This window comes from Nostoc sp. TCL26-01 (assembly GCF_013393945.1).
GTDB lineage: Bacteria > Cyanobacteriota > Cyanobacteriia > Cyanobacteriales > Nostocaceae > Trichormus.
Genome location: NZ_CP040297.1, coordinates 5107086 through 5128516, shown reverse-complemented (window position 1 = coordinate 5128516; position 21431 = coordinate 5107086). Strand labels below are relative to the sequence as shown.

The 21431-nt window shown below is 44.6% G+C and carries 14 protein-coding genes; 1 reads left to right on the top strand and 13 read right to left on the bottom strand.

Features of this window, described 5'->3' with window-relative positions; genetic code table 11:
• Positions 1 to 34 precede the first annotated feature (34 nt).
• The 13 genes from FD725_RS22115 to FD725_RS32650 all read right to left on the bottom strand — a co-directional run bounded on the left by FD725_RS22115 (position 35) and on the right by FD725_RS32650 (position 15112).
• Entirely contained in the window at positions 35 to 979 is a 945-nt protein-coding gene (locus tag FD725_RS22115; RefSeq protein WP_179050138.1) for a heme o synthase, read from the bottom strand.
• Positions 980 to 1263: 284 nt separating this feature from the next.
• Positions 1264 to 1644: a hypothetical protein gene (locus FD725_RS22110; protein ID WP_179050137.1), complete on the bottom strand. Its 381-nt coding sequence runs from the start codon at positions 1642 to 1644 to the stop codon at positions 1264 to 1266.
• A 149-nt stretch (positions 1645 to 1793) separates the two neighbouring features.
• Positions 1794 to 2177, bottom strand: a complete 384-nt coding sequence (locus FD725_RS22105) for a DUF1634 domain-containing protein (RefSeq protein WP_179050136.1) — start codon at positions 2175 to 2177, stop codon at positions 1794 to 1796.
• 1 nt (position 2178) lies between these two features.
• Positions 2179 to 3015 (bottom strand): sulfite exporter TauE/SafE family protein, encoded by an 837-nt coding sequence (locus FD725_RS22100; RefSeq protein ID WP_179050135.1) that lies wholly within the window; start codon positions 3013 to 3015, stop codon positions 2179 to 2181.
• A gap of 163 nt (positions 3016 to 3178) precedes the next feature.
• On the bottom strand, positions 3179 to 4867 hold the full coding sequence (locus FD725_RS22095) for an alpha/beta hydrolase (protein ID WP_179050134.1): 1689 nt from the start codon (positions 4865 to 4867) through the stop codon (positions 3179 to 3181).
• A 488-nt stretch (positions 4868 to 5355) separates the two neighbouring features.
• A complete protein-coding gene (locus tag FD725_RS22090; RefSeq protein WP_218653131.1) occupies positions 5356 to 7596 on the bottom strand; it encodes a hypothetical protein in 2241 nt (746 codons plus the stop codon).
• A gap of 517 nt (positions 7597 to 8113) precedes the next feature.
• A complete protein-coding gene (locus FD725_RS22085; RefSeq protein WP_218653130.1) occupies positions 8114 to 9574 on the bottom strand; it encodes an NHLP bacteriocin system secretion protein in 1461 nt (486 codons plus the stop codon).
• A gap of 92 nt (positions 9575 to 9666) precedes the next feature.
• Positions 9667 to 10176 (bottom strand): DUF1003 domain-containing protein, encoded by a 510-nt coding sequence (locus FD725_RS22080; RefSeq protein WP_179050132.1) that lies wholly within the window; start codon positions 10174 to 10176, stop codon positions 9667 to 9669.
• Between the two features lie 350 nt (positions 10177 to 10526).
• Complete coding sequence (locus FD725_RS22075) at positions 10527 to 12425, bottom strand: mechanosensitive ion channel family protein (protein WP_179050131.1); 1899 nt, start codon at positions 12423 to 12425, stop codon at positions 10527 to 10529.
• A 287-nt stretch (positions 12426 to 12712) separates the two neighbouring features.
• Positions 12713 to 13252 carry a general stress protein gene (locus FD725_RS22070; RefSeq protein WP_179050130.1) on the bottom strand — a complete coding sequence of 180 codons (540 nt, stop codon included), beginning with the start codon at positions 13250 to 13252 and terminating at the stop codon, positions 12713 to 12715.
• Positions 13253 to 13489: 237 nt separating this feature from the next.
• Positions 13490 to 13996, bottom strand: a complete 507-nt coding sequence (locus tag FD725_RS22065) for a hypothetical protein (protein WP_179050129.1) — start codon at positions 13994 to 13996, stop codon at positions 13490 to 13492.
• Positions 13997 to 14212: 216 nt separating this feature from the next.
• Positions 14213 to 14782 (bottom strand): helix-turn-helix transcriptional regulator, encoded by a 570-nt coding sequence (locus FD725_RS22060; protein WP_179050128.1) that lies wholly within the window; start codon positions 14780 to 14782, stop codon positions 14213 to 14215.
• A gap of 207 nt (positions 14783 to 14989) precedes the next feature.
• Positions 14990 to 15112, bottom strand: a complete 123-nt coding sequence (locus FD725_RS32650; protein WP_256871704.1) for a hypothetical protein — start codon at positions 15110 to 15112, stop codon at positions 14990 to 14992.
• A gap of 359 nt (positions 15113 to 15471) precedes the next feature.
• Here FD725_RS32650 and FD725_RS22055 point away from each other — a divergent pair, with 359 nt between their 5' ends.
• Complete coding sequence (locus FD725_RS22055; RefSeq protein WP_179051642.1) at positions 15472 to 21426, top strand: AAA family ATPase; 5955 nt, start codon at positions 15472 to 15474, stop codon at positions 21424 to 21426.
• The last annotated feature ends 5 nt before the right edge of the window (positions 21427 to 21431 follow it).

Genomic DNA, 21431 nt, shown 5'->3' with positions numbered 1-21431 from the left:
GGATTATTCATACCTTAATTCAACAGATTGATGGTCAAGAAATCCTGTTAAGTACTCCACAAGTAATGGGCAAACAACCAATTACAATTCCCACAGATAGCAACATTATGTAAATAATGGAGTATTTAAACAGCGATCGCGCCAACTCCAAATTTGCGGGAGACTGTCTTAACAACCAGGCTTTACGCACAAAAATACTACCCAAGATGATGGCAACAACAGGATAGAGCCAATTTGTTGCTTGGAGCGGATAAGCAAGCAGTAAAGTGACTGGAATCAGAATTAAGGTGTAGACAAAAATTTGTCTAGTTGTAGTTTCATTTCCCGCCACCACAGGCAGCATGGGAACGCCCACTTTAGCATAGTCATCTCGCAGCATCATTGCCAATGCCCAGAAATGAGGAGGTGTCCAGAGAAACACAATCGCAAACAAGCACCACGCTGCCCAACTCAAATCGCCTGTTACTGCTGCCCACCCAACTAGAGGCGGAATAGCCCCTGCTGCTCCACCAATGACGATGTTCTGAGAGTGATGCCGTTTTAGCCAATGGGTGTACACCAGCACGTAAACGAGAATCCCGACCATTGCTAAACTAGCACTTAACAGGTTAGCGAAAACACTTAGAAGCGTAAACGAAATAAATGCCAGCGCGATCGCAAATATTAAGGCCTGATAGGGCTGGATTCGACCCGACGGTAGCGGACGATGGCGGGTGCGTTCCATAACAAAATCGATATCACGATCGTAGAGACAGTTGATTGTATTTGCTGCTCCTGCGGCACAAGCACCACTGACTAATGCGATCGACAGCAGCCAGAGATCGATATGTCCTTTTGCTCCCATTGCCATACCAGCAGTTGTCGTGATGAGTAACAATAAGATGATGCGAGGCTTTGTGAGTTGAACATAGCTTTCGATCGCTTGCCAAGCGATTTGATGATCGGGAATTGTGAAATCAACAGTTGTCGTTTTGTACATCAGATTTACTCTACTGCTAAATGAAAGTGAGGCAAGAAATAATTCAAATGTAGTCTGATGAAATAAAAGCGCAAATCAATATCAACATGGAGGTAGAAAAGCGCAGCATCCTTATTTCAAGCTCCCGGATTTATCTGTGGGGATTGATAATTTTGAATTTTGCGGAAAGTTGCGTGGGCGGGTTTCCCGACTTGAGCAAACTTTCCAAGACGAATTTTGCGGAAAGTTGCGTGGGCGGGTTTCCCGACTTGAGCAAACTTTCCAAGACGAATTTTGAATTGTTTTTACCCTTCTTGCGAACAAGCTTGACTCAAGATTGATCGCCCATTCTTAAACACCTCTAATGCTCCCTGCTGTTGGTGATCTCCTCGACCGCCAACAATTTGGTATGTGTAATTGCTATGCTTAAACTTATAGACTTTAGCGGCTCCTGTATTCTCCATCACTCCTTTGCCCAAACTCAAATTTCCTAGAGGACCTGTAGCACGATAAAGTAATTCGCCCGAACTATACCGTCTCCAAATATTCACAGTGTAGTCGCCTTGGCACGTCAAATTGAGTATTAGCCCAGCAGTGGAATCAGCCGAGGCTGATAAGGAAAGAGACCCTAAAACACAAGTTGTCAAACCCAGCATTAGCGTAAATTGCTTGAGTAATGATTTCATCTTTTTCTCCTTTAACAGTATTTCAACAAATTACTAATTCGTAATTCGTAATTAAAAGGGAACGGAACACCGCGCTAATTTTTTTAAATTAGCGGTCTTGAATTAGTTAGGTGTAGCGCTCAACTAATTCAATTACGAATTATTTCAAATTACCCTGTGGTCAAAAGACCATGAATAAGAATCACCAGTACAATTAACGTGATGATGATATAAAGGCGATCGCGCTGTTGCCAAAATGCGAATAATGAAAACGCAACTCGTGCAACTGGAGTGAGAATCAACAGTAGAATGCCAAACTGGATGATGCCCCGTCCTCGTAGTGCTAGGACATCATGAAGAACACCAGGTACTTGGCGCAGGTCAGCCGGTTCTCCGCGAAAGATGTGACCTTGAGGAGTATCATGACCGTGATGAATCAGATAGAAAATACCGCCTACGATCGCGATCGCGGCTGCCAAAGTGACTCCTACTTGTAAAAGCACACTGATTGTAATTTCCACCTGCTTGTCTGTCCATCTGCGCGTACTTGCCATGTCAAATTCCCCCAGTGATGCCGTTGTAAATCATCTGAATCCCGATCACCACTAGAGCAATGCTAAAAATAATCCGCAGCGCAGGAACTTTTGCTCGAACTAACACTTTAGCTCCGCACCATGCGCCCACTAATACACCCAGCAGTACAGGCAGACACAAACCCGGATCGATGTATCCTCGACTGAAGTAAATTCCAGCACTAGCAGCAGCCGTCACGCCAATCATGAAATTGCTGGTGGTAGTAGATACCTTGAACGGCAACTGCATTACCCGATCCATTGCCAGCACTTTCAGCGCTCCAGAGCCAACGCCGAGCAAGCCAGAAAGTGTTCCGGCGATTAGCATCACGGCAAATCCACCGGGAATATGCTGAACGTGATAGGATCTTTCACCTGACGGCGTTGGGTAGCTACCGTCCATCTTTAAGCGGGTTGCTAGAGGATCAATTGGTAGATCGACAGCTTGTAAATGATGGGGTTGATTGCTGAGATAGGTGGATACTAACAATATCACTCCAAAGATGATGGCGATCGCTCTGGTCGGAATCTTTGCGGCAATTAATGCCCCTGTGACGGCTCCAAAGGTTGTGGCAACTTCTAGAAACATCCCCACTCGGATATTGCTATATCCTTCCCGAACGTAGGCGATCGCTGCTCCAGACGAGGTAGCAATTACAGACACTAAAGCAGCGCCAATCGCATATCGAATGTCTACACCAAGCCCCAGCGTCAAGAACGGTACAACCACAACGGCTCCTCCCAACCCAGTCAAAGCACCCAGTAAGCCCGCTAGGATAGAAGCAATGCCAATAATTGCGGTGAATTCTAGATTGTTCATAGACTTAATTGCTAGGGAACAGAAAACAGGGAACAGATTTGTTTGGATCTCATTTAGGATTGCTATATTAGTTTGCAATCTTAATTAAGTAATGACCAGTCAAGATTGATTAGTTATGCTGCAATTTAAAGCACTACTCACCAGTTTTGTAGAGGCACTACAGTTAGAGGCGATCGCGCTTGGGAAACCCTGCTGGTAATGACCTGACAAAATAGGTTTTTGATGGATCATCGCGATCCAATTTCTTGATGTAAGATGCGCTGAGGAAGGCACGATAGTCAGTCTCGTGAGCCAGATAGACTTTCATAAATGCGGTACTCAGCGCCTGAACAAGAATGCGTTCTAACACAAGATCAGGTTCAGAGAAAATAGAGAAACGATTAAAAGAGGGTAACGCGACCGTACTCACACCCGCAATCAAATCAGTATGCGTTCCTTTGTCACCCACACCTAAATACTTTTCTGGGGTCGTCAACCAGTTAAATGCCTGGATTTGTTCCGAAAAAACAGGAGTCACAATATCTGCCGCACCAGCACCAATGGCGACAGGAATCTCGATGCGGCTCAAACCAGTTTGTCCCAGAATACTGCCAGTAACCGGATTCAGAGCGAACACCGCTTTGACTCGACGATCGCGTAAATCCAGATTGCTGATGGTTTGTTGGATCTGGGCATAATCAGGAGCATCTTTTCCCAGCGCTAATGCCCGACACTGCAACAACAAAGAAATATCGAACAAATCCGATTCTGGTTGACAATCTTTGCGTAACTGAGCAATGTTAATTTGTGCGCCCGCTAAAACTAAGGCGGTGTACCCTCCAAACGATTGGCCAATCACACCTACGTCTTGAACGTTGATTTTTCCCTGTAGCCACGGATCGGAGGTTGAACGCTGTTCTAATTGATTCAGCACAAACGTTACGTCTAAGGGGCGGTCAATCAGTTCTCTGTCGGGAAAGACTTGTTGGGTTTTCCCGGCCAGGAGTGCTTGCATGTGAACAGAATCACTCCCAGGATGCTGCGGCACTACAACCGCAAATCCGTAGGATGCTAAGGTTTCTGCTAAGTAAGCGAAGCTAGTGCGATCGCCACCAAGACCGTGGGAAATGACGACTACGGGTGCTGATGTTTGATTTTGAGGTAAATAAAGATCGGTTTGAATTACTCGATTTCCATTCCCACTCATCAGAAATCTCCGGCTCTCATCGACAAACGCGATCGTTCGTTTCTGCCAGGAAAACGCACCTGTCTTGTTGAATAAGCTGGGTACTTTTGAGCTATTTACGCGAGGTTCAGCCGATGCTTCTGTGATAGACTCCTGCTCAATCACAGCAAGCGATCGCTGTGTTTCCTTTTCTAGAGTTGAAAGTTTATTCCTCAAGGCAAAAATCCTGTTGGAGTTAATCCAAATACTCTGGGAAGGGAAGTAGCGCATCGTATTCAGGAGCGTTAATCCCTCTGGATCAGTCGCCGCTAAAATCAATGCTGCCCGAATGGCATAAAACCCGTTTTGTCTAGCACCAGTTTGAATGGTTTCTCCCGCAGACTCTAGCATCGTTTCTCCGATGTCTGAATAGAGAAACTGAGCAACGGCTACGGGGCTTAATTTTTCTTGTTTTGTCAAAACTTGGCGCAGTTGAGCAATCTGTTCTGGTTTGAGGCGTTTGGTAAAGAAGGCGAGTTGTTGACTTATTTTACCGTCTTGAGCAAAGGTTTTTAGCTCAGACACCGAAACCGAGAATTCTAACAGACCGTAAGAAAAGTTGACCTGTTCTGCACCGAGAGCTGGCAATATGCCCATGCCCAGCAGCCCGATCGTTGTACCAATCCAGGTGGGAATTTTAAGTTTCATTGTATTGGATAGTTTGAGAGGAGGATTAAAAACTCGATGATTCTACACAACGGGCATTCAGGCAGAAAACAGGTTTTCCATCGGAGTATTTTTATAAACGGTATCTATTAGTGTTCAGTCTTCATCCAATAATCACCAGTCAAGATTGAACAGTTATGCCGCAATTTACAGCTATTTTCAGGTAAATAGACCACGCGGTGAGGGCACGGCACTGCCCATTGGTGTCAACTTAACGTAAAATCGATGTCCCGCAAGGAACTGAAGTTCCTTGCTAATAGCAAAAGTCATCTGAAGATGACTACATATGCCCAAAATCTTCAGTCTACTTGAGTAGACTTGTGCTATTAGCCTTGGAATTAATTCCAAGGTGGGTGCTTCGGCCTAGCGTCAAGCTATTTTTAGCTTAAGTTGACATCAATGGGTACTGCCGTGCCCCTACAATATATGTGGTTCAATTAGCTGCAAATCGCTGTAAGATATTGTTCACCCTACTGGGCGTAGGTTGGCAAAGTCTGGCTGATTCGGTTCAGATTACTGGCGATCGCTTTCATCGTCATAAAGGTGGAACTGAACGCGATTAATTGTTCGAGGGGATAGCTGCGACTTTCAACTCGTTGCCTCAAAAGTTGCTGTTCAATTGACTCAATTTCCTGAACTAAGGACGATCCCTGAGAGAATTGCGGCAGCATTGGAGCCGTAACCATTGCCGATAGTTGATTAAACCCATCAACCGTTGCTTTAGCGATCGCCTGGAGTTCTGATAAATACTGTTGTCGAATCGCATTGGGTATCGGTTGTTGCAATTCATCTGCCAATGTTTCAAGTTGGGCAAAAAGCATTTGTTCGTAACCCAGCAAGAAATTCCACAGATGTTTATGCTTGGTTGCCAAGCCACCCGAACCTTGCTCAAGACCCGCAACCTTTAAACCCATTGGATGTTGAGCGATCGTCTTTGCCAGGGTTGCTTTCAATTGAGTGATTTCTGGGGATGGGGTTGCACCCTGAAGATAAGTTGTTAACAGAGATTGATAGAGCTTTCCAAGTTGCTTAAAGGTTTGAGCAAAACTCTTTTCTAATTCATTGGCAGCAGAGCCACCCATGAATACGGTTGTAATCAATAAAGCAATCAACACACCGCAGGGAATGGCAATTACCACTGCTGCCAGTCCCTGATAAAAGAAAGGGAAAATGTCTTTTCCGAGCCAATCGGCTGCAATAATCGCACCCACACGAGCAAGTGAGGTAAATCCCAATAAGGTACAGCAGACATAAATAAAAAAGAAAACCACACAGCAGGTGATGGGATTATAGCCAAAGGAAATACCCAGGAGATATATCAAAAAGAGGCTGATCCAGAAACAAGTGACCGCAGCCAGACTGAGCGCGATCGCCCTTCCCCGTGTCGGTTGAACAAGGATTGTAACTAGGGCAACAATAATCACTTCAGCAGCTGTCTCATAGGCAGAAGGATAGGGGAAATCGATATGGTGAACAATACCGATTACCATACCGATCGCCATGCCCATACCCACAATTTCGATCGCCCGCTTCATAGATATAGATGTGCGCTTCGGGAAGGTCAAGAGTCGCCTTCGCTGATGGGTTGCTGCAACATTCATTTTATAGAGCAGTCGATTTTGCAGCGATCGCAACTCCTGGGTAAATTGGGTCAAAAGCTGGAGCAATTGAAAGAATCGCAACGTTTCTGAGATGTTGTATGCGCCAATTTCTCCAGTGGAGCGCAGATGATTAAGCTTATCTTTGATAATGGCTAAGTCTTGCTCTAGTTCAGAAAGATCAGGATGAAAAGAATGGGATGTATTGGCGATTGTGCTTAACTGATCACAGCTTTTTTCCAGATGTTGAGCAAACTGATTTAATTCAACCCTAAACTGACGGGCTAACGTTTGCTCATTGCGATCGGCAAGAGCTAGCATATCTGCCAATTGCCGAGAAAGCTGGCTTTGACTGGTTAAAATTGCACTCCAATTCTCCTCAGTTAGTGTCTGACTCTGAAATTCAGAAGCAGCTTTTGTCAAAGTTGTCAAGCTGGCTTGTGTGGTTTTTGTCAGGCGATCGAGTAGCGAGGCTGGCGGCGCGAAGGCGGAAAGAACAGGAGTATGATTATTTTCGGTATTCTCCAACTGGGGAGACATGGCATACTGATTCACGATTAAGTGAAACAAACGAGGTACACCCTGCAAAAATTGTTTCAAGTTTCTGGTTAACTCAGTGCGAGTATCCTGTCGCCAAAACAGCAGTGTTATGGCAATTCCCACCGCAACGCCAATCCAGTTATCAATCAGACGTGATTTTAGATACAGCCATATATCTTGCTGATCTGATGTCCCAACTGCTCTCATGGCAATCAGCGTTCCCAGCAATGTTGCTTGAGAATAGGCTGCTTGCCAGCGATAGGTTTCACAAATGAAGGCAGATAGGATGTAAGTAATCGGCGGAATGATAAATAAGCCTGAGCCATAGATACCAAATGAACTCAACAACATAGCAGCAATGAATCCGCCCAAGGCACTGCCGCCAACCCGCCCCAGACCCGCGATGATTGCGCCTCCTGCGGCGGGTTCAATCAGGACAGAAACATAACCGAAAATAGGATAAACATAGTTATCTAATACATCTGCCCGATGCCAGAAAAAGCTACCCAACAGGGCGGCACCCAGGGAAAATTTCAATCCCTGTTTGATGATCGTTGAGTACTGAGTATCCAAGGAATTCGCTTCTCCTTTAAGGAATGCGGATTTATTAATGTCGAGAATTTTGCCCTCATCCCCTAACCCCTTCTCCCAGCTTAGGAGAAGGGGAACCGGACTTCTTGCTCCCCTCTCCCAGCTTGGGAGAGGGGCTGGGGGTGAGGGCGAGTCACTTTTGCAATCACAGATATTATTTAATTCACGATCCTAAACTTCATTCGGAAATGTGGCCCATCGTTTTCGAGGCTGTAGGACGATCTTTTATTTACTCGTTGATTGCACGTTCAATGGAGTAGAGAAGTAGCGCAAAAAATGCGACCAACCAAAACCAGAGTTGAGGCGGTTCACTAAAGATCATCAAAATAAATACGATCGCAGCTGCAATGACCCACCACTTCAGCCACCAAACCCACCATTTTGACCGTCTTTTAGAATTTTGCATAGCATGAGGCTCCAATTACAAATTAGTTTCAGTAGTTCTGAGTGCAATTAGTTTTACTTTCTACTCAGCACTCAGCACTCAACACTGTAACAGTCAATACACTCCCGTAATCCAACGAAAAGCGGGAGTTAAGTAACTCAACAGCGATCGCTCCTCAATCACAGCTTTGACATCGGCGGTTGTCCCGTCGGTAATCACTCTGGGCGCTCCCTTGCCTTCAGTCCACTTAAAGCCACTGGTTGTATTCGGGTCAGTTTGGAGTTCTAGGATCACTTTCGTCACGCTGGCGTTGATTGGTTGAGGCTTATCGCGATCGTCCTTATCGCGTCCCAATAACAGCTTCTCTGCCAGATCCTGACTGCCGACCAGATTGGATAATTCGGATGCGGTGACTGGCTGTTGAGCCACTTCAATGACCTTTGCAACGATGCCACCATAGCGTTCGCGCTCGTATAAATCAGGAATGACTTCGACTGCCATTCCTGGTGCTAACTGCTTGGCATCACCCACTTTGAACAGTGCCACCACATTGACTTTGGCATTGGGGTTATCGACTGATAGCTTGCCGATGCGACCACTCGGAGGCACTACTTCACCTGAATTGACCGAAATTTCCTCAACTTTACCGTTATAGAGACTGACGACCTGGCTATTGGCACGAATTCTAGTTTTTAAGGTGTTGATATCGCGTTGTTGGTCAGCGATCGCATTATATCGAGTCACATCACTGACGGTATCTTGTAGGTCGATGCCGCGCTTCTCGGTAGTCAGTGCCTCGTTTGCTGCCATCAGGGTTTGTATCTGTGCGCGCAAGCTCTCATCTTCACCCTTCAGGCGATCGAGGGCTACTTGCGTCTGATTCACAGAATTGGCAACTTCTTGCTGACTGGATTGAAAGAAATAGGGTTGGAATCCAATCCGAGGCACAGCGCCCTCTTTTGCCAAAGCATTGTAAGCAGACAGTCTCTCATCGGTAGATGCTTTAAATCTACGCAGGTACTTGAGGTGATCGAGGTATGCTTCTCGCTGGCTCTGATTGCTCGCCAATTGCACCCGCAGCGATTCAATCTGACCCAAATTTGCCTGACGCTTCTGTGCTACAGCACTTGAATTGAGTTGACTACGATTCTTTTGTACAGAACCAATTTGGTAGTTTTGTGCCTTGAGGTCTGCAAGGCGATCGCGCTTGTCTTGCAATTCTGTTTCCAGTTCAGGAAACTCCATCGTTGCTAATACTTGCCCTTTTTTAACAGAATCACCCGGTCGAATATTCAACGCCAATACCCGACCCCCTTCACGCGGTTGAATCGCAACGCTGGAGCGAGGAATCAAAATACCAGCACGTCCCTCAGCCCGATTGGGAATCTTCCCCAACACTCCCCAAAGAACAAAGGCGATGAACAGTACTCCAAGCGGAAGTAATCGCAGCCAAATTTCCCCGCTTTTTTCATCTTGAACTTCCGACTCAGAGCGATCGGGTTTAATTGCGGGTTTATTCTTGTCCAAAACTCCCGTTGATGATTCTGGGTGCTGTCCACCCTGTTGAACAGGCATCTGTACGTTGCTTGATGTGTCAGGTGATTCCATTGTTAGCCCCAAGGAAAACGGAGAGATTTATTAAGTGCAAGTTTATCTGCATCATTCATTTATCTTTGGATTAAAAATGCTTTTAACTGCTCCATTTGTTGATTTTGCTTTTGTACCAGCTTAATAAGTTCGGCAATTTCCTCTTCTTTTAGAAGCATGATTTTATCGTGTAAAAGTTCAATTTCCAATTCGGCTTTCATATTAATTTCATAGTCGTGTTTAGCTTCTTTTCGGTCAATCGCAGCTTGCCGATTTTGGCTCATCATAATAATGGGAGCGGCATAAGCAGCTTGAAACGAAAGCATTAAATTCAGCAGGATAAACGGATAAGGGTCCCAGTGTCTATCCACGGCAACAACATTCAAAATCACCCAAACTGCCAGAAAGCAGCTTTGAACAATGATGAAACGCCAAGAACCCATAACAGTCGCAACCTGATCAGCAATGCGCTCTCCGAAAGTCAAACGCAGCTTAGGTGGATTTTGAGCAGGATTTTGCTCCCGCAACTTCAGCAACAGTTGATATTCGATTGGAGTGACTTGACTGTATATAGGTTGTTTAGAGTTCATAGCATTTCCACAATTTTTACCTAAAATCCTTAAAAATCAAGTTGTGAAAGCATTTTAGCGATTTTTATTAAGACTGAAAATGCAACTGAAATTACTGTTACCGCCGGAATTATGACCGTCGCTTTGCTCCAATTCAAAACTATCAATTTAAAATTAATGAAATAATTTTTCAATTTTAAAATTTTGAACTATTTAAATTTTAAATATCTCCAACGCGATCGCCAGAACGGTATTTATTCTTGTTCAGGTGCTGATAGTTAGCTTCCACGCATTTTCCTATTTTTACCAGGTAAGATTGATATTTTTAACACTCAGTTTAACATTCTGTGAACAAACACTATATGCGCTCCCTAATCCAAACTCCGATCGCCTTGATTCGTTAGTTCACCTTGACCATCAGTGCGATCGCCAATCGGAACAGAAACATTTTTCTCCCATACGGCTTGTTGGGGTGTGCCAATCTGAATGCCATGCTCTTCAAAAGCAACGCGGACGCGCAGGCGAAATTCACGACCAACAACCCACTGTTGCAGGGGTTGGGTTTTAATCCAGACTCGAATCATCATCCCAGTGTGCGCGAGGTTATCGACTCCTAAAACCTCTGGCAATCCCACTAGGTGATCGCGCCACTTGGTTTCGCCGTACATCTGTTGAGCAATCTTTTGGAGTAATGCCAATGCCATCTTGATGTCTGTTTCATAAGCCACCTCAATCGTAAAATCTACCCGCGACCAAATTCGGGTCAAATTTTCTACCTGGGCGATCGCACTATTGGGAATAGTAATCAAACGCCCCTCATCATTTCGCAATTGAGTTACCCGCAAATTCATATTCTCAACAAAACCCCCTGTCTTGTTACCAGATGTATTGACAATTACCACTACATCCCCAATCCCATATTGGTCTTCCCATAAAATTAGACAGCCATTGACCAAATCCTTGACTAAGTTTTGGAAGCCCAAAGAAAGTGCAAAAGCGACAATCGCACCGCCAGCTAGTACCGAACCAATTGAGACTCCGAGACTTTGCAACATCCAACCAACAGCGATCGCCCAAATAACGAATGTTTTCAGTCCTTTAACCGCGCTGATAGTTGTGGAGATGCGTAAAGACTTGCGCTGCGCGTCGGCAATTGTAAAAAATTGAAAATTGAAAAAATGATAGTCTTGCCAATTTTTGGCAAAGCGAGCGAGCAATTCATTACTCATTCGATTTGCCAATCCTACAAGCAGCCAGAGCAGCAAAAACTGTAAGGGTGCAGATAACAGTTGCAAGGCTAGCTGTTTTGTCCAGGGAAATAAGCTTAAAATTGCGGTAATTCCACCACTCCAGAGGATAAATTGACCCCAGATCAGCAGCCATTTCAAGAAAGCAACCAAACTGCGCCGTCGCTCCAAAGTAAATTGTCTTTGCAGCAAGTGGCGAAACTCCAACAAATATGGAGTATGAGGGACATTGGCTGTAGCGGTGTCTGCTGCGGCTTTTGACTGGGCCACGACCGCAGCCTGTCTTGTTGCCAGAATGCGATCGCGCACCATCAGCAGTTTATACAACATCCAAAGTAGCAGACTGGCTCCAATCGTGGCTGTAGCCCTGATAAATGCGTTCTGAATTTGCTGCTTGATCGCTCTAGGTAAACGCTCGTTCAGTTCCTCTAACAAGTGTTGGTAAAGTCCAGACTGCAACTGTTGTGCTAGTCGATCTACACTCAGCCCGTAGTAGTTAGCATCTAACTGGGTGACAGTTAATAGTTGCAGAGGTACGGAATGATAGGCATCTTTAGCTAGAACGATAGTATCGCCATCAAGCTTGGAGGCAAACACTTGCAGCGTTTGGGGATCGAAGTTCGTGTAGAAACCTTTTCGGCGATCGCCTTGCACTATCGAACCAATCGGGAGCGCAAAATTCTCAATTGGAGCGAAGGTAATCATGCGGTCGAGGTTAGCTTCAATCTCTTCAACTCTGACTTCAACCGGAATCTGCTTGCCAGGATTGTTACGGTTCCAGACAGTCGGGGCAACGACTTGAAATAAATTTTCTCCATCCAACTTCACTGTCGCTATTTCAATTGCGCCTAGCCGTTGGACTCCTGAAGGCGGTTGGTTGACATTTTGCACTACAGGATTTACCGGAGAAACCTGCGCCCAAACTGGGGATGTCCAGCCCAGCGCCAGAGTCAAGCTGAATAAAAAAGTGATCGCCAACCTCATACTTGGGCGATCAAAATGCCGCCAGCCAGAGAACATCATAAGTGACCGCTCTTGACAACACAACCAGATAGTTTGTTCGCGGTTGAGCGATCGCAAATTATCCTGTTGTTAGAAAACGTGAATGAGAATCGCTAACACGCTCGACGTGACGATCGCATACATGAGATTTCCATCCACTGCTCTGTGTGAGGATCTCATACCAATTCAAAATTCAAAATTCAAAATTAAGAAAGCCTTGTTCTACAAGGGTTTCCGTGTTTGGATCTGTATCAGATTTTTAGTGAATTGGTATCAGCGAGAGAAATGGTTGAATTGCTGCTGTCGATTTAAATGGCAACAGATTCTTTGGCTTCATCACCTGCGTTTTGCCAAATCTGCTGCGCTCGCTCAATTTCCTCATCCGTACCGGAAACAATCACTGCAAACTTACCTGCTTTGATTTGTATCTCGTACTTGAGGGCTTTTTCCTTGGGAATGCCTAGCCCTATGAGAGCGCCCGCCAGCCCCCCAGCAACGGCAGCGCCCACACCACCGACGATCGAGCCTTCGATCCAACCTGCCAGCACTCCTGCAACGTGTCCGGCGACAATCACAGGACCAACTCCAGGAATAAAAAGTAATCCGACACCTGTGAGAATGCCGAATAGTCCACCAAAAAAAGTACCCCAGTAACCTGCTTCTCCGGCTCCAGCTTTGGCAGTATCTTTCCAGGTCAGAAATCCGCTTACGTGTTCGGTGGTTTGATAGTCTTGACCAATAATCGAAATCTTGTGCATATCGAAGCCCGATTTTTGCAGTGTCAACACCGCAGCTTCTGCCTCATGATGGGTGGGAAAGATATTCACAACTTCGTGCTTGTCTGACATGATTTTGTCTCCTGAATATGAGTAATTGAGTTTGATTCAAAAGATAGAGCGTGCAACATCAAACTTCAGTAGAAACTATAGCGGTTCTCGTTTGTATGCAATACGCTCTGACCTCTCTCCAAACCTCTCTCCTACAAGGAGAGAGGCTTTGAATCTTGTTCCCCTTCCCTTGTAGGGAAGGGGTTGGGGGTTAGGTCTGTATTGGACTCGATTGAGAAGCGCTATATTTCGTTCGCTCTAGCGACAAATGCCTGAATAAGTCTGTCCTGCATGAGTCAGCTTAATAACTGAGTAGTCTTTTTCCAACTGGAAGGTAATAGGAGTGCCAGTCTTGGTCTTACCTCTGAATGTGTCCTTACTTGTGAGAGTTGTTTGCGCCAGTGCTACTGGTTCTAATTCGGGAGCAGACACAGTCACAGCCTCAATGCCAGTTACCGTTAAATTTTGCTTGTCCTTGTCGAGAACTACCAAATCGTCTTCATCAACCTCAACCTGCTTTTCTAGCATGGTGACTGACACTGGTTGTTTCTTGCTAAAAGTGGCATCATCGATCACAGAAGTGTAAAAGTAAACATTTCTGTCCTGCCCCTTTTTTCCTCTGGCAACGCACATAATGCCATCACTGAGGCTGGGAGAGGCAGCTAATAAGGGTGGTAAGCAGATAGATAGTAGAGCTGTTGTAGAAGTAGCAAGAACAGATGCTTTTAAAAGTGTTCTCTGCAAAGAATTTGGTATGGTAAACATATTTTTCTCCTGGGAGATTCGTAGGATAGTGACAGAAAAAGGCATAAAGAAATTAACGAAGGGTGCATGATGAGCGTGCAAGACAGTTAACCCGGATTTCTCACGAAATTTATCAAACCGAAGTCCAGAGGCTGTAGGGGCGGGTTAACGAGATATTCGTGAATGATTGAAGCTTCCTTTGTGAACCCGCCCCTACCGTTTTGTGAGAAATGCAGGTTAAGACGCTTGCAGTATTGCCGTCAGGACTTGATCAGACTGAAATTGTCTGACAGGGTTATCGGTGTGAGCATGAAAAATGCCACTGACAGAATTGTTAGGAGAATATTCTCTACTTGCAGCTATCTCATCTAATAAATTAGAGATGCGTCTCAAATCCTGCTTCAGTCGTTGGCAGAATTCAACGAGTTCTGCGGATGATAAATTCACATCAATAGAAGCGATTGAGTTTAGGCATTGTTCAGGGCTGACCGCTTGGCTGGTGCGATTGAATTCTGGTTTTATGCAGTCGTTAAAATCTAGATGTAAGTTAAACGCTTCAAAGAAGATTTTCAACGTCCGTTTGTCAACTTTAACTTGACAACTAAGGATACGACTGACTGTACGGACATCGAGATGCGATCGCTCGCTCAGTTCTTCATAGGTGTAGCGGTTGCCAAATCGATCATGGATAACAGGAGTAAGTTTTTGCCATCCCTCTGGCGATAGAATTACACCTCGGTTACGAGCGCGTTTACGCCAAACGGCAGAGTTAGAGCGATCGGAATCAGAGAAGGAGGAATTATACATTTTTTCGCTCTCCGTATTTTAAAAATGTTTCCACTCAAAAGATGCTCAATTGTGTTGCTTGAGCGGTCAATGTATTTACTAAAAATTTCCGGCTTTGATAATTGCTGCTAACAGCATCTCAAGCTTCCAAGCATCGATATAAGGGACTCGATGAATAAATAAGGCGAGAGTCTGTGTAAGAGTGCTACGCAATCCACTTTCAATGTTTTAGTTGATGCGATCGCCATAGACTCGTTGCGATCGATATCGCTCAGATGTCTCCATTGGAGAATCGCCAGTTGCTTGGGCAGAAATCTTGTGACTCTTTCTAAACCTTGACGAAAAAAGCATTCACTGTACGGGCAGCACCGTGAAATCTCTTACTTGTCAATCCTTATACAAATTAATATACGGAGTCAGCTTAAATTTGTCATCAATTCAGAGTCTATATTTTAAGTGACAAAAAGATCGCCGATTAACGATCTGAAGTTCTAACATTAAATTGCACTTAAGTTCAAAATTTATTCCAACTTAAGTTGTAATCATGAGACTAACTTTTGAAGATTACTTGAAAGATGCTTTATTTGTGGCGAAAGTTTAACCAAATAGCATGATTCGCTCGATTTGCCCTATTATTCTAGTTTTTATAGTCTGGCCAGCCATATAATGAGTGACAGATGGCTTATGACACTCATCGAAAAAAAAATTATATGATTGCCATACCTGGAATTGCCATTCAAAACAAAATATATGAGAGTTCGGCATCTCTTGTATATCGGGGCATCAGAGTGCAAGACAAGAGATCGCTTGTTGTGAAAATGCTCAAGCTTGATTATCCCTCTGCTCAAGAATTAATCCGTTACAAACAGGAATATGAAATTACTCGCTCCCTCAACTTAGAAGGAGTTGTCAAGGCATACAGCCAGCAAGATTATCAACGCACGCTCCTCATTCTCTTAGAAGATTTTGGCGGCGAGTCTCTGGCACAATGGATGCACAAATGCCCAGACTTCTGCCCCATGCCTTTGTCCGCGTTTCTCTTTCTGGCGATCAACCTCACCGATATTCTGGGTAGAATCCATGCAGCCCATGTGATTCATCGGGATATCAACCCAGGAAACATCGTTCTCAATCGGGATACTGGCGTTATCAAAATCATTGACTTCGGAATTGCCACCCGCTTTAATCGCACCAATCCGACATTCAAAAGCCCCCATGTGTTAGAAGGCACTCTTGCCTACTTGTCGCCAGAGCAAACAGGACGGATGAATCGCTGGCTCGACTATCGCACCGATTTTTATTCGCTTGGTGTTACCTTCTACGAACTGCTCACCGGACACCTACCGTTTCCGACAACAGACATCCTTGAGCTAGTTCACTGTCACATTGCCAAACAGCCCATTCCGCCTCACGAACTGAATGCAACCATCCCCAAAGCCATTTCAGATATCATTTTGAAACTAATGGCTAAAAATGCCGAGGATCGCTATCAAAGTGCTTGGGGCATTAAAGCGGATTTAGAAAGTTGCGATCGCCAATTAGCAAAATTTGGTCAAATCGATGGCATCCAGTTAGGTCTTCAAGACATTTCCCATCGATTTCAAATTCCCCAAAAACTGTATGGACGGGATCAAGAAATTGCCATGTTATTGGCAGCGTTCGTTCCCGTAGCGTGTCCAGAAAATAACCGCATCGCTGCTTTACAAAATAACGCACAAACAAAATTCCAAGTCGAAATGATGTTGGTGACTGGCTATGCTGGAGTTGGCAAATCAGCGTTAGTACAGGAACTTTATAAACCAATCACGGCCAAGCGCGGCTATTTTATCTGGGGGAAATTCGATCAATTGGGTCGTAATGTTCCCTACAGCGCCATGGTCGATGCTTTGCGAAAGTTAGTACAGCAACTGTTGGGGGAACCAGACGAGCAGTTGCAACAGTGGCGATCGCGCCTTCTAACTGCTTTAGGAAGCAACGGACAGCTGATTGTTGATGTCATTCCCGAAATAGAACTGATTATTGGCAAGCAACCGCCCGTACCCCAAGTTGGAGCCACAGAAGCTCAAAATCGCTTCAATCGCATCTTTGGGCAGTTCGTGCGGGTGTTTTGTGACAAAGAACATCCTCTGGTAATCTTCTTAGACGATCTACAGTGGATCGACTCAGCCACGCTAAATTTAATCGAACTGCTGCTGCTGGACGAGCAAGCCCAATCGCTATTTTTGATTGGAGCCTACCGAAATAATGAAGTCAATTCAACGCATCCATTGGTACTAACACTCTCAAGATTGCGACAACAAGGAGTAGTGCTTGGGGAGATTGTCCTGACACCTTTAACGCTGGAGCCATTGAGTCAATTGATCGCCGAAACGCTGCTTCAGGATGCCAAAACTGTGCGTGACTTAGCCCAGTTAGTATTGCAGAAAACCGAGGGCAATCCTTTTTTTGTCAACGAGTTCTTGAAAACCCTCAACAGTGAAGAACTTGTGACCTTTAATGTTGATCATCGGTGCTGGCAGTGGGATATTGCCCAAATTGAATCGAAAGGCATTACCGATAATGTTGTAGAATTAACTATCGGTAAATTGAGACAACTGCCAAAACCCACTCAGAATGCCTTGTGTTTAGCAGCTTGTGTCGGATCTGAATTTGATTTGAATACACTGGCGATTATTTGTCAGCGATCGCCCACTGACATTTTTACCGAACTAACTACAGCTATTGAAACAGGATTAGTTCTTCCCACCTCAGAGTTAGACGAAAATCTTTTGGTTCAACATTACAAATTTTTGCATGACCGAGTACAGCAGGCTGCATATACGTTGATTGATGAATCACAAAAACCTGTCGTTCACCTAGAAATCGGTCGCAATTTATTACAAATGGCTGCAAGCGAACCAGCAACAAACCTGGCTGCAAGTGAGACGTTAGCAAATCAGATATTTAAAATTGTCGATCATCTCAACCTGGGCGCTATGCTTGTGACCGAGCAACCCCAGCGAGATGAAATTGCCCGACTGAATTTGATCGCCGGTCAGAAAGCTAGAACAGCAACAGCTTATGAAGCTGCGGTCAAATATTTCCATATTGGGCGATCGCTCCTTTCTTTGGATAGTTGGCAAACGAACTATGACTTAAGCCTGACTTTATCCGAATCAGCAGTAGAAGCGACGTATCTGTGTGGCAACTTTATGGCGATGGAACATTTGGCTTGTGTAGTACATAATCATGCCAAAACAGTTCTCGATGAAGTTAAAATTTACGATGTCAAAATTCAAGCAGCTGCGTCACAGGGCAATCTTAAACAAGCGATTCAGATTGGGCTAATGGTACTTGCTCGCTTGGGTGTGGAATTAACCGCAGCACCGAGTCAATTAGATATTCAAACACAGCTAGAGAAGACTGCTTCACAATTAGCCGATCAGGAAATTGCAGACTTAATTAATCTGAAGGTAATGAGCCAACCTGAACCACTAGCTGCGATGTATATTTTATCTAGCATTACCTCTTTGACATTTATCGCTGCTCCTAATCTGTTCCCTCTGATTTCATTATCAGAAGTGAATTTATCGATCGCATTTGGCAATACCACTTGGTCTGCGCATGGTTACGTCTGTTATGGAATTGTTTTGTGTGGCATAGTCCAAGATATAGAGGCTGGTTATAAATTTGGCAAATTAGCTTTAAGCTTAACCGAACGATTAAATATTAAAGAAGTTAAGGCGAAGATAGTGTCTACATTTGCTGTCTCTGTAATGCATTGGCAAGAGCATCTTAAAGAGACGCTACCACTTTTGCTAGAGAGCTATCAAAGCGCAATGGAAACTGGCAGTTTTGAATTTGTTGGTTATGGTGGATTTCACATACCCGAACATTCATATTTTATTGGACGGGAACTGACAAGCTTAGAACAGGAAATAGCAACCTATAGTCAGATCGTCAGCCAAGTCCGAAGGGAAAGTCCCTTAAATTGGATTGCCATACTTTGGCAGTCTGTTCTTAACTTACTGGGACGTTCTCAAAATCCTAGCTATTTAATGGGTGATGTTTATAATGAGGAGCGATCGCTCCCTCATGCAATTGAAATCAATGATATCAGTGAGCTTGTCTTTTGCTATCTCAACAAGCTGATCTTAGATTATTTATTCGGAAATTATGCTCAAGCTATTAAAAATGCCATGCTGACAGAGCAGTATCTCAGTGGCATACCAGGAAGGATTGCTGTGGGGATATATCATTTTTATAATTCTTTAGCGCATTTAGCTAGATTTGCCGAAGTTTCCCATGTAGAACCAGAAACTTGGCTGATTCGAGTTAATGCTAGTCAAGAAAAGATGCGGATATGGGCAGATCATGCTCCACAGAATTATCAGCATAAATATGACTTGGTTGCAGCTGAGAAAGCGCGAGTCTTAGGACAATTTTTGGCAGCAGAAGAACTATACGAACAAGCAATTCAAGGCGCAAGAGATAACGAATATCTCCAAGAAGAGGCACTAGCGTATGAGCTAGCGGCTAAGTTTTATTTGGCACGGGGTAGAGAGAAGATTGCTCAAACCTATATGAGAGAAGCTCACTACTGCTATCAGCGCTGGGGGGCTAAAGCCAAAGTCAAAGATTTAGAAACTAAATACCCCCAACTCCTGATTCAATCACCGACAATTCGCACGACAGATAGGCAGACAATCTACTCTACAACTTCCAGCAGCCACTCAGGTGAAGCATTAGATTTGGCAGCAGTCATGAAAGCTAGTCAGGCGATCGCCAGTCAAATCATGCTCGATCAATTGCTAGCTTCATTAATGAAAATACTGATCGAGAGTGCAGGAGCGCAATCTGGTTGTCTGATTCTAAACAAAGCTGGAGAATGGGCGATTGAAGCATCGGCTGTCATTAGTACTGATGCTGGTAGTGATATTTATACAACAGAAGTATTGCAATCTCTGCCCATCTGCGATCGCCTTCCTACATCCATCGTTTACTATGTCAACCGCACCAAGGAAAGTGTGGTTGTTAATAATGCAACGTTTGAGAGCGACTTTGCAAATGATTCGTATATTCAAATCCATCAACCTAAATCTATTCTATGTGCGCCCCTGATTGATCGAGGCGAACTAATTGCGATTGTTTATTTAGAAAATAATTTGGCAGTTGGAGCCTTTACCCAAAAGCGAGTAGACGTAGTTCAACTGTTATCTGGACAGGCAGCGATCGCCATTACCAATGCAAATCTTTACGCTCAAGTCAAAGAACGAGAAAGCCGATTAACCCAATTTATTGATGCAATGCCTGTTGGAGTCTCAGTGCATGATCTAACTGGGCAAATTACTTATGCCAATCAAGCCGCATTTCAGTTAACTGGTACTGATGCCATCAAAACAGCAAATATCGAGCAAATTTCGGCAGCGTATCAGGTTTATATAGTGGGAACAGGTCGGATTTATCCTACCGCTCAACTGCCTATCGTGCGCTCGTTAGCAGGTGAAACGCTCAAAGTGGACAATATGGAAATTCATCGTCCCGATCGAGTCGTTCCTTTGGTTGTCTCAAGTACACCCATCTTGAATGAAAAGGGCGAGATTACTGGAGCGATCGCAGCTTTTCAAGATATTACCGAGCGCAAACAAGCGGAGAAAGTTTTAGCCGATTACAACCGGATTCTGGAGGCGCAGGTAGCCGAACGTACCGAAGCTTTGCGGCAGCAGAAAGAACTCCTGCAAACCATCTTTGACCATATTCCTGTCATGGTAAATCTATATGACGCAAATGGTCGAATTCAGTTGGTCAACCGAGAGTTAGAAAAGGTTTTAGGGTGGAATAGTGCAGAACTTCAAAACATCGATTTACTAGTAGAATGCTACCCCGATCCAGAAGTGCATCAGCAAGTTCTAGAACACATGATGATTGCCAGTGGCAAATGGCAGGACTTCAAAACTAAAACTAAAAATGGTCGATATATCGATATGTGTTGGGCGCAGATTAGCTTGAGTAATGGAATGCATATTGGGATCGGTCAGGATATTAGCGACCGCAAACGAGCCGAAGCAGCCTCCATTCTAGAAGAGCGCAATCACATGGCACGAGAAATTCACGACACTTTAGCCCAAGCATTTACAGGTATTATCATTCATGCTCGCTCTGCCTCTAGTAAGGTAATAGCAGACCCAGAAAAAGCGCAAACTCTCCTTACCCAGATCCTCGACTTAGCTCGTTCTGGGTTGGCGGAGGCACGTCGTTCCGTAGAGGCACTACACCGCCCATATCTTTTAGAGAACGGTAACTTACAGGAGGCATTAAGCCGTCTTGCTGCTCAATTAAACTCCTCGATTGCCACTCAAATCGTCTACGAAGTCATTGGTACAATCTATCCCCTATCTTCCGATCTGGAAAATAATCTGTTTCGGATTGGGCAGGAAGCCTTGACAAATGCAATTAAATATGCAAAAGCGGATTTCATTCGTATTGAACTGATCTATGAGCCGACGCAGTGCAGCTTGCGAATTAAAGACGATGGGCAGGGATTTGAGGTAGAAAACCAGGCGATGCGGAATGGCTTTGGTCTACTGGGGATGGCAGAACGGGCTGAACGCATTAGAGCTGAATTAAAGATTCAAAGTGACTTAGGGCGAGGGACAGAAATCACAGTATCTATTGGTCGGGGGTAAGTTAG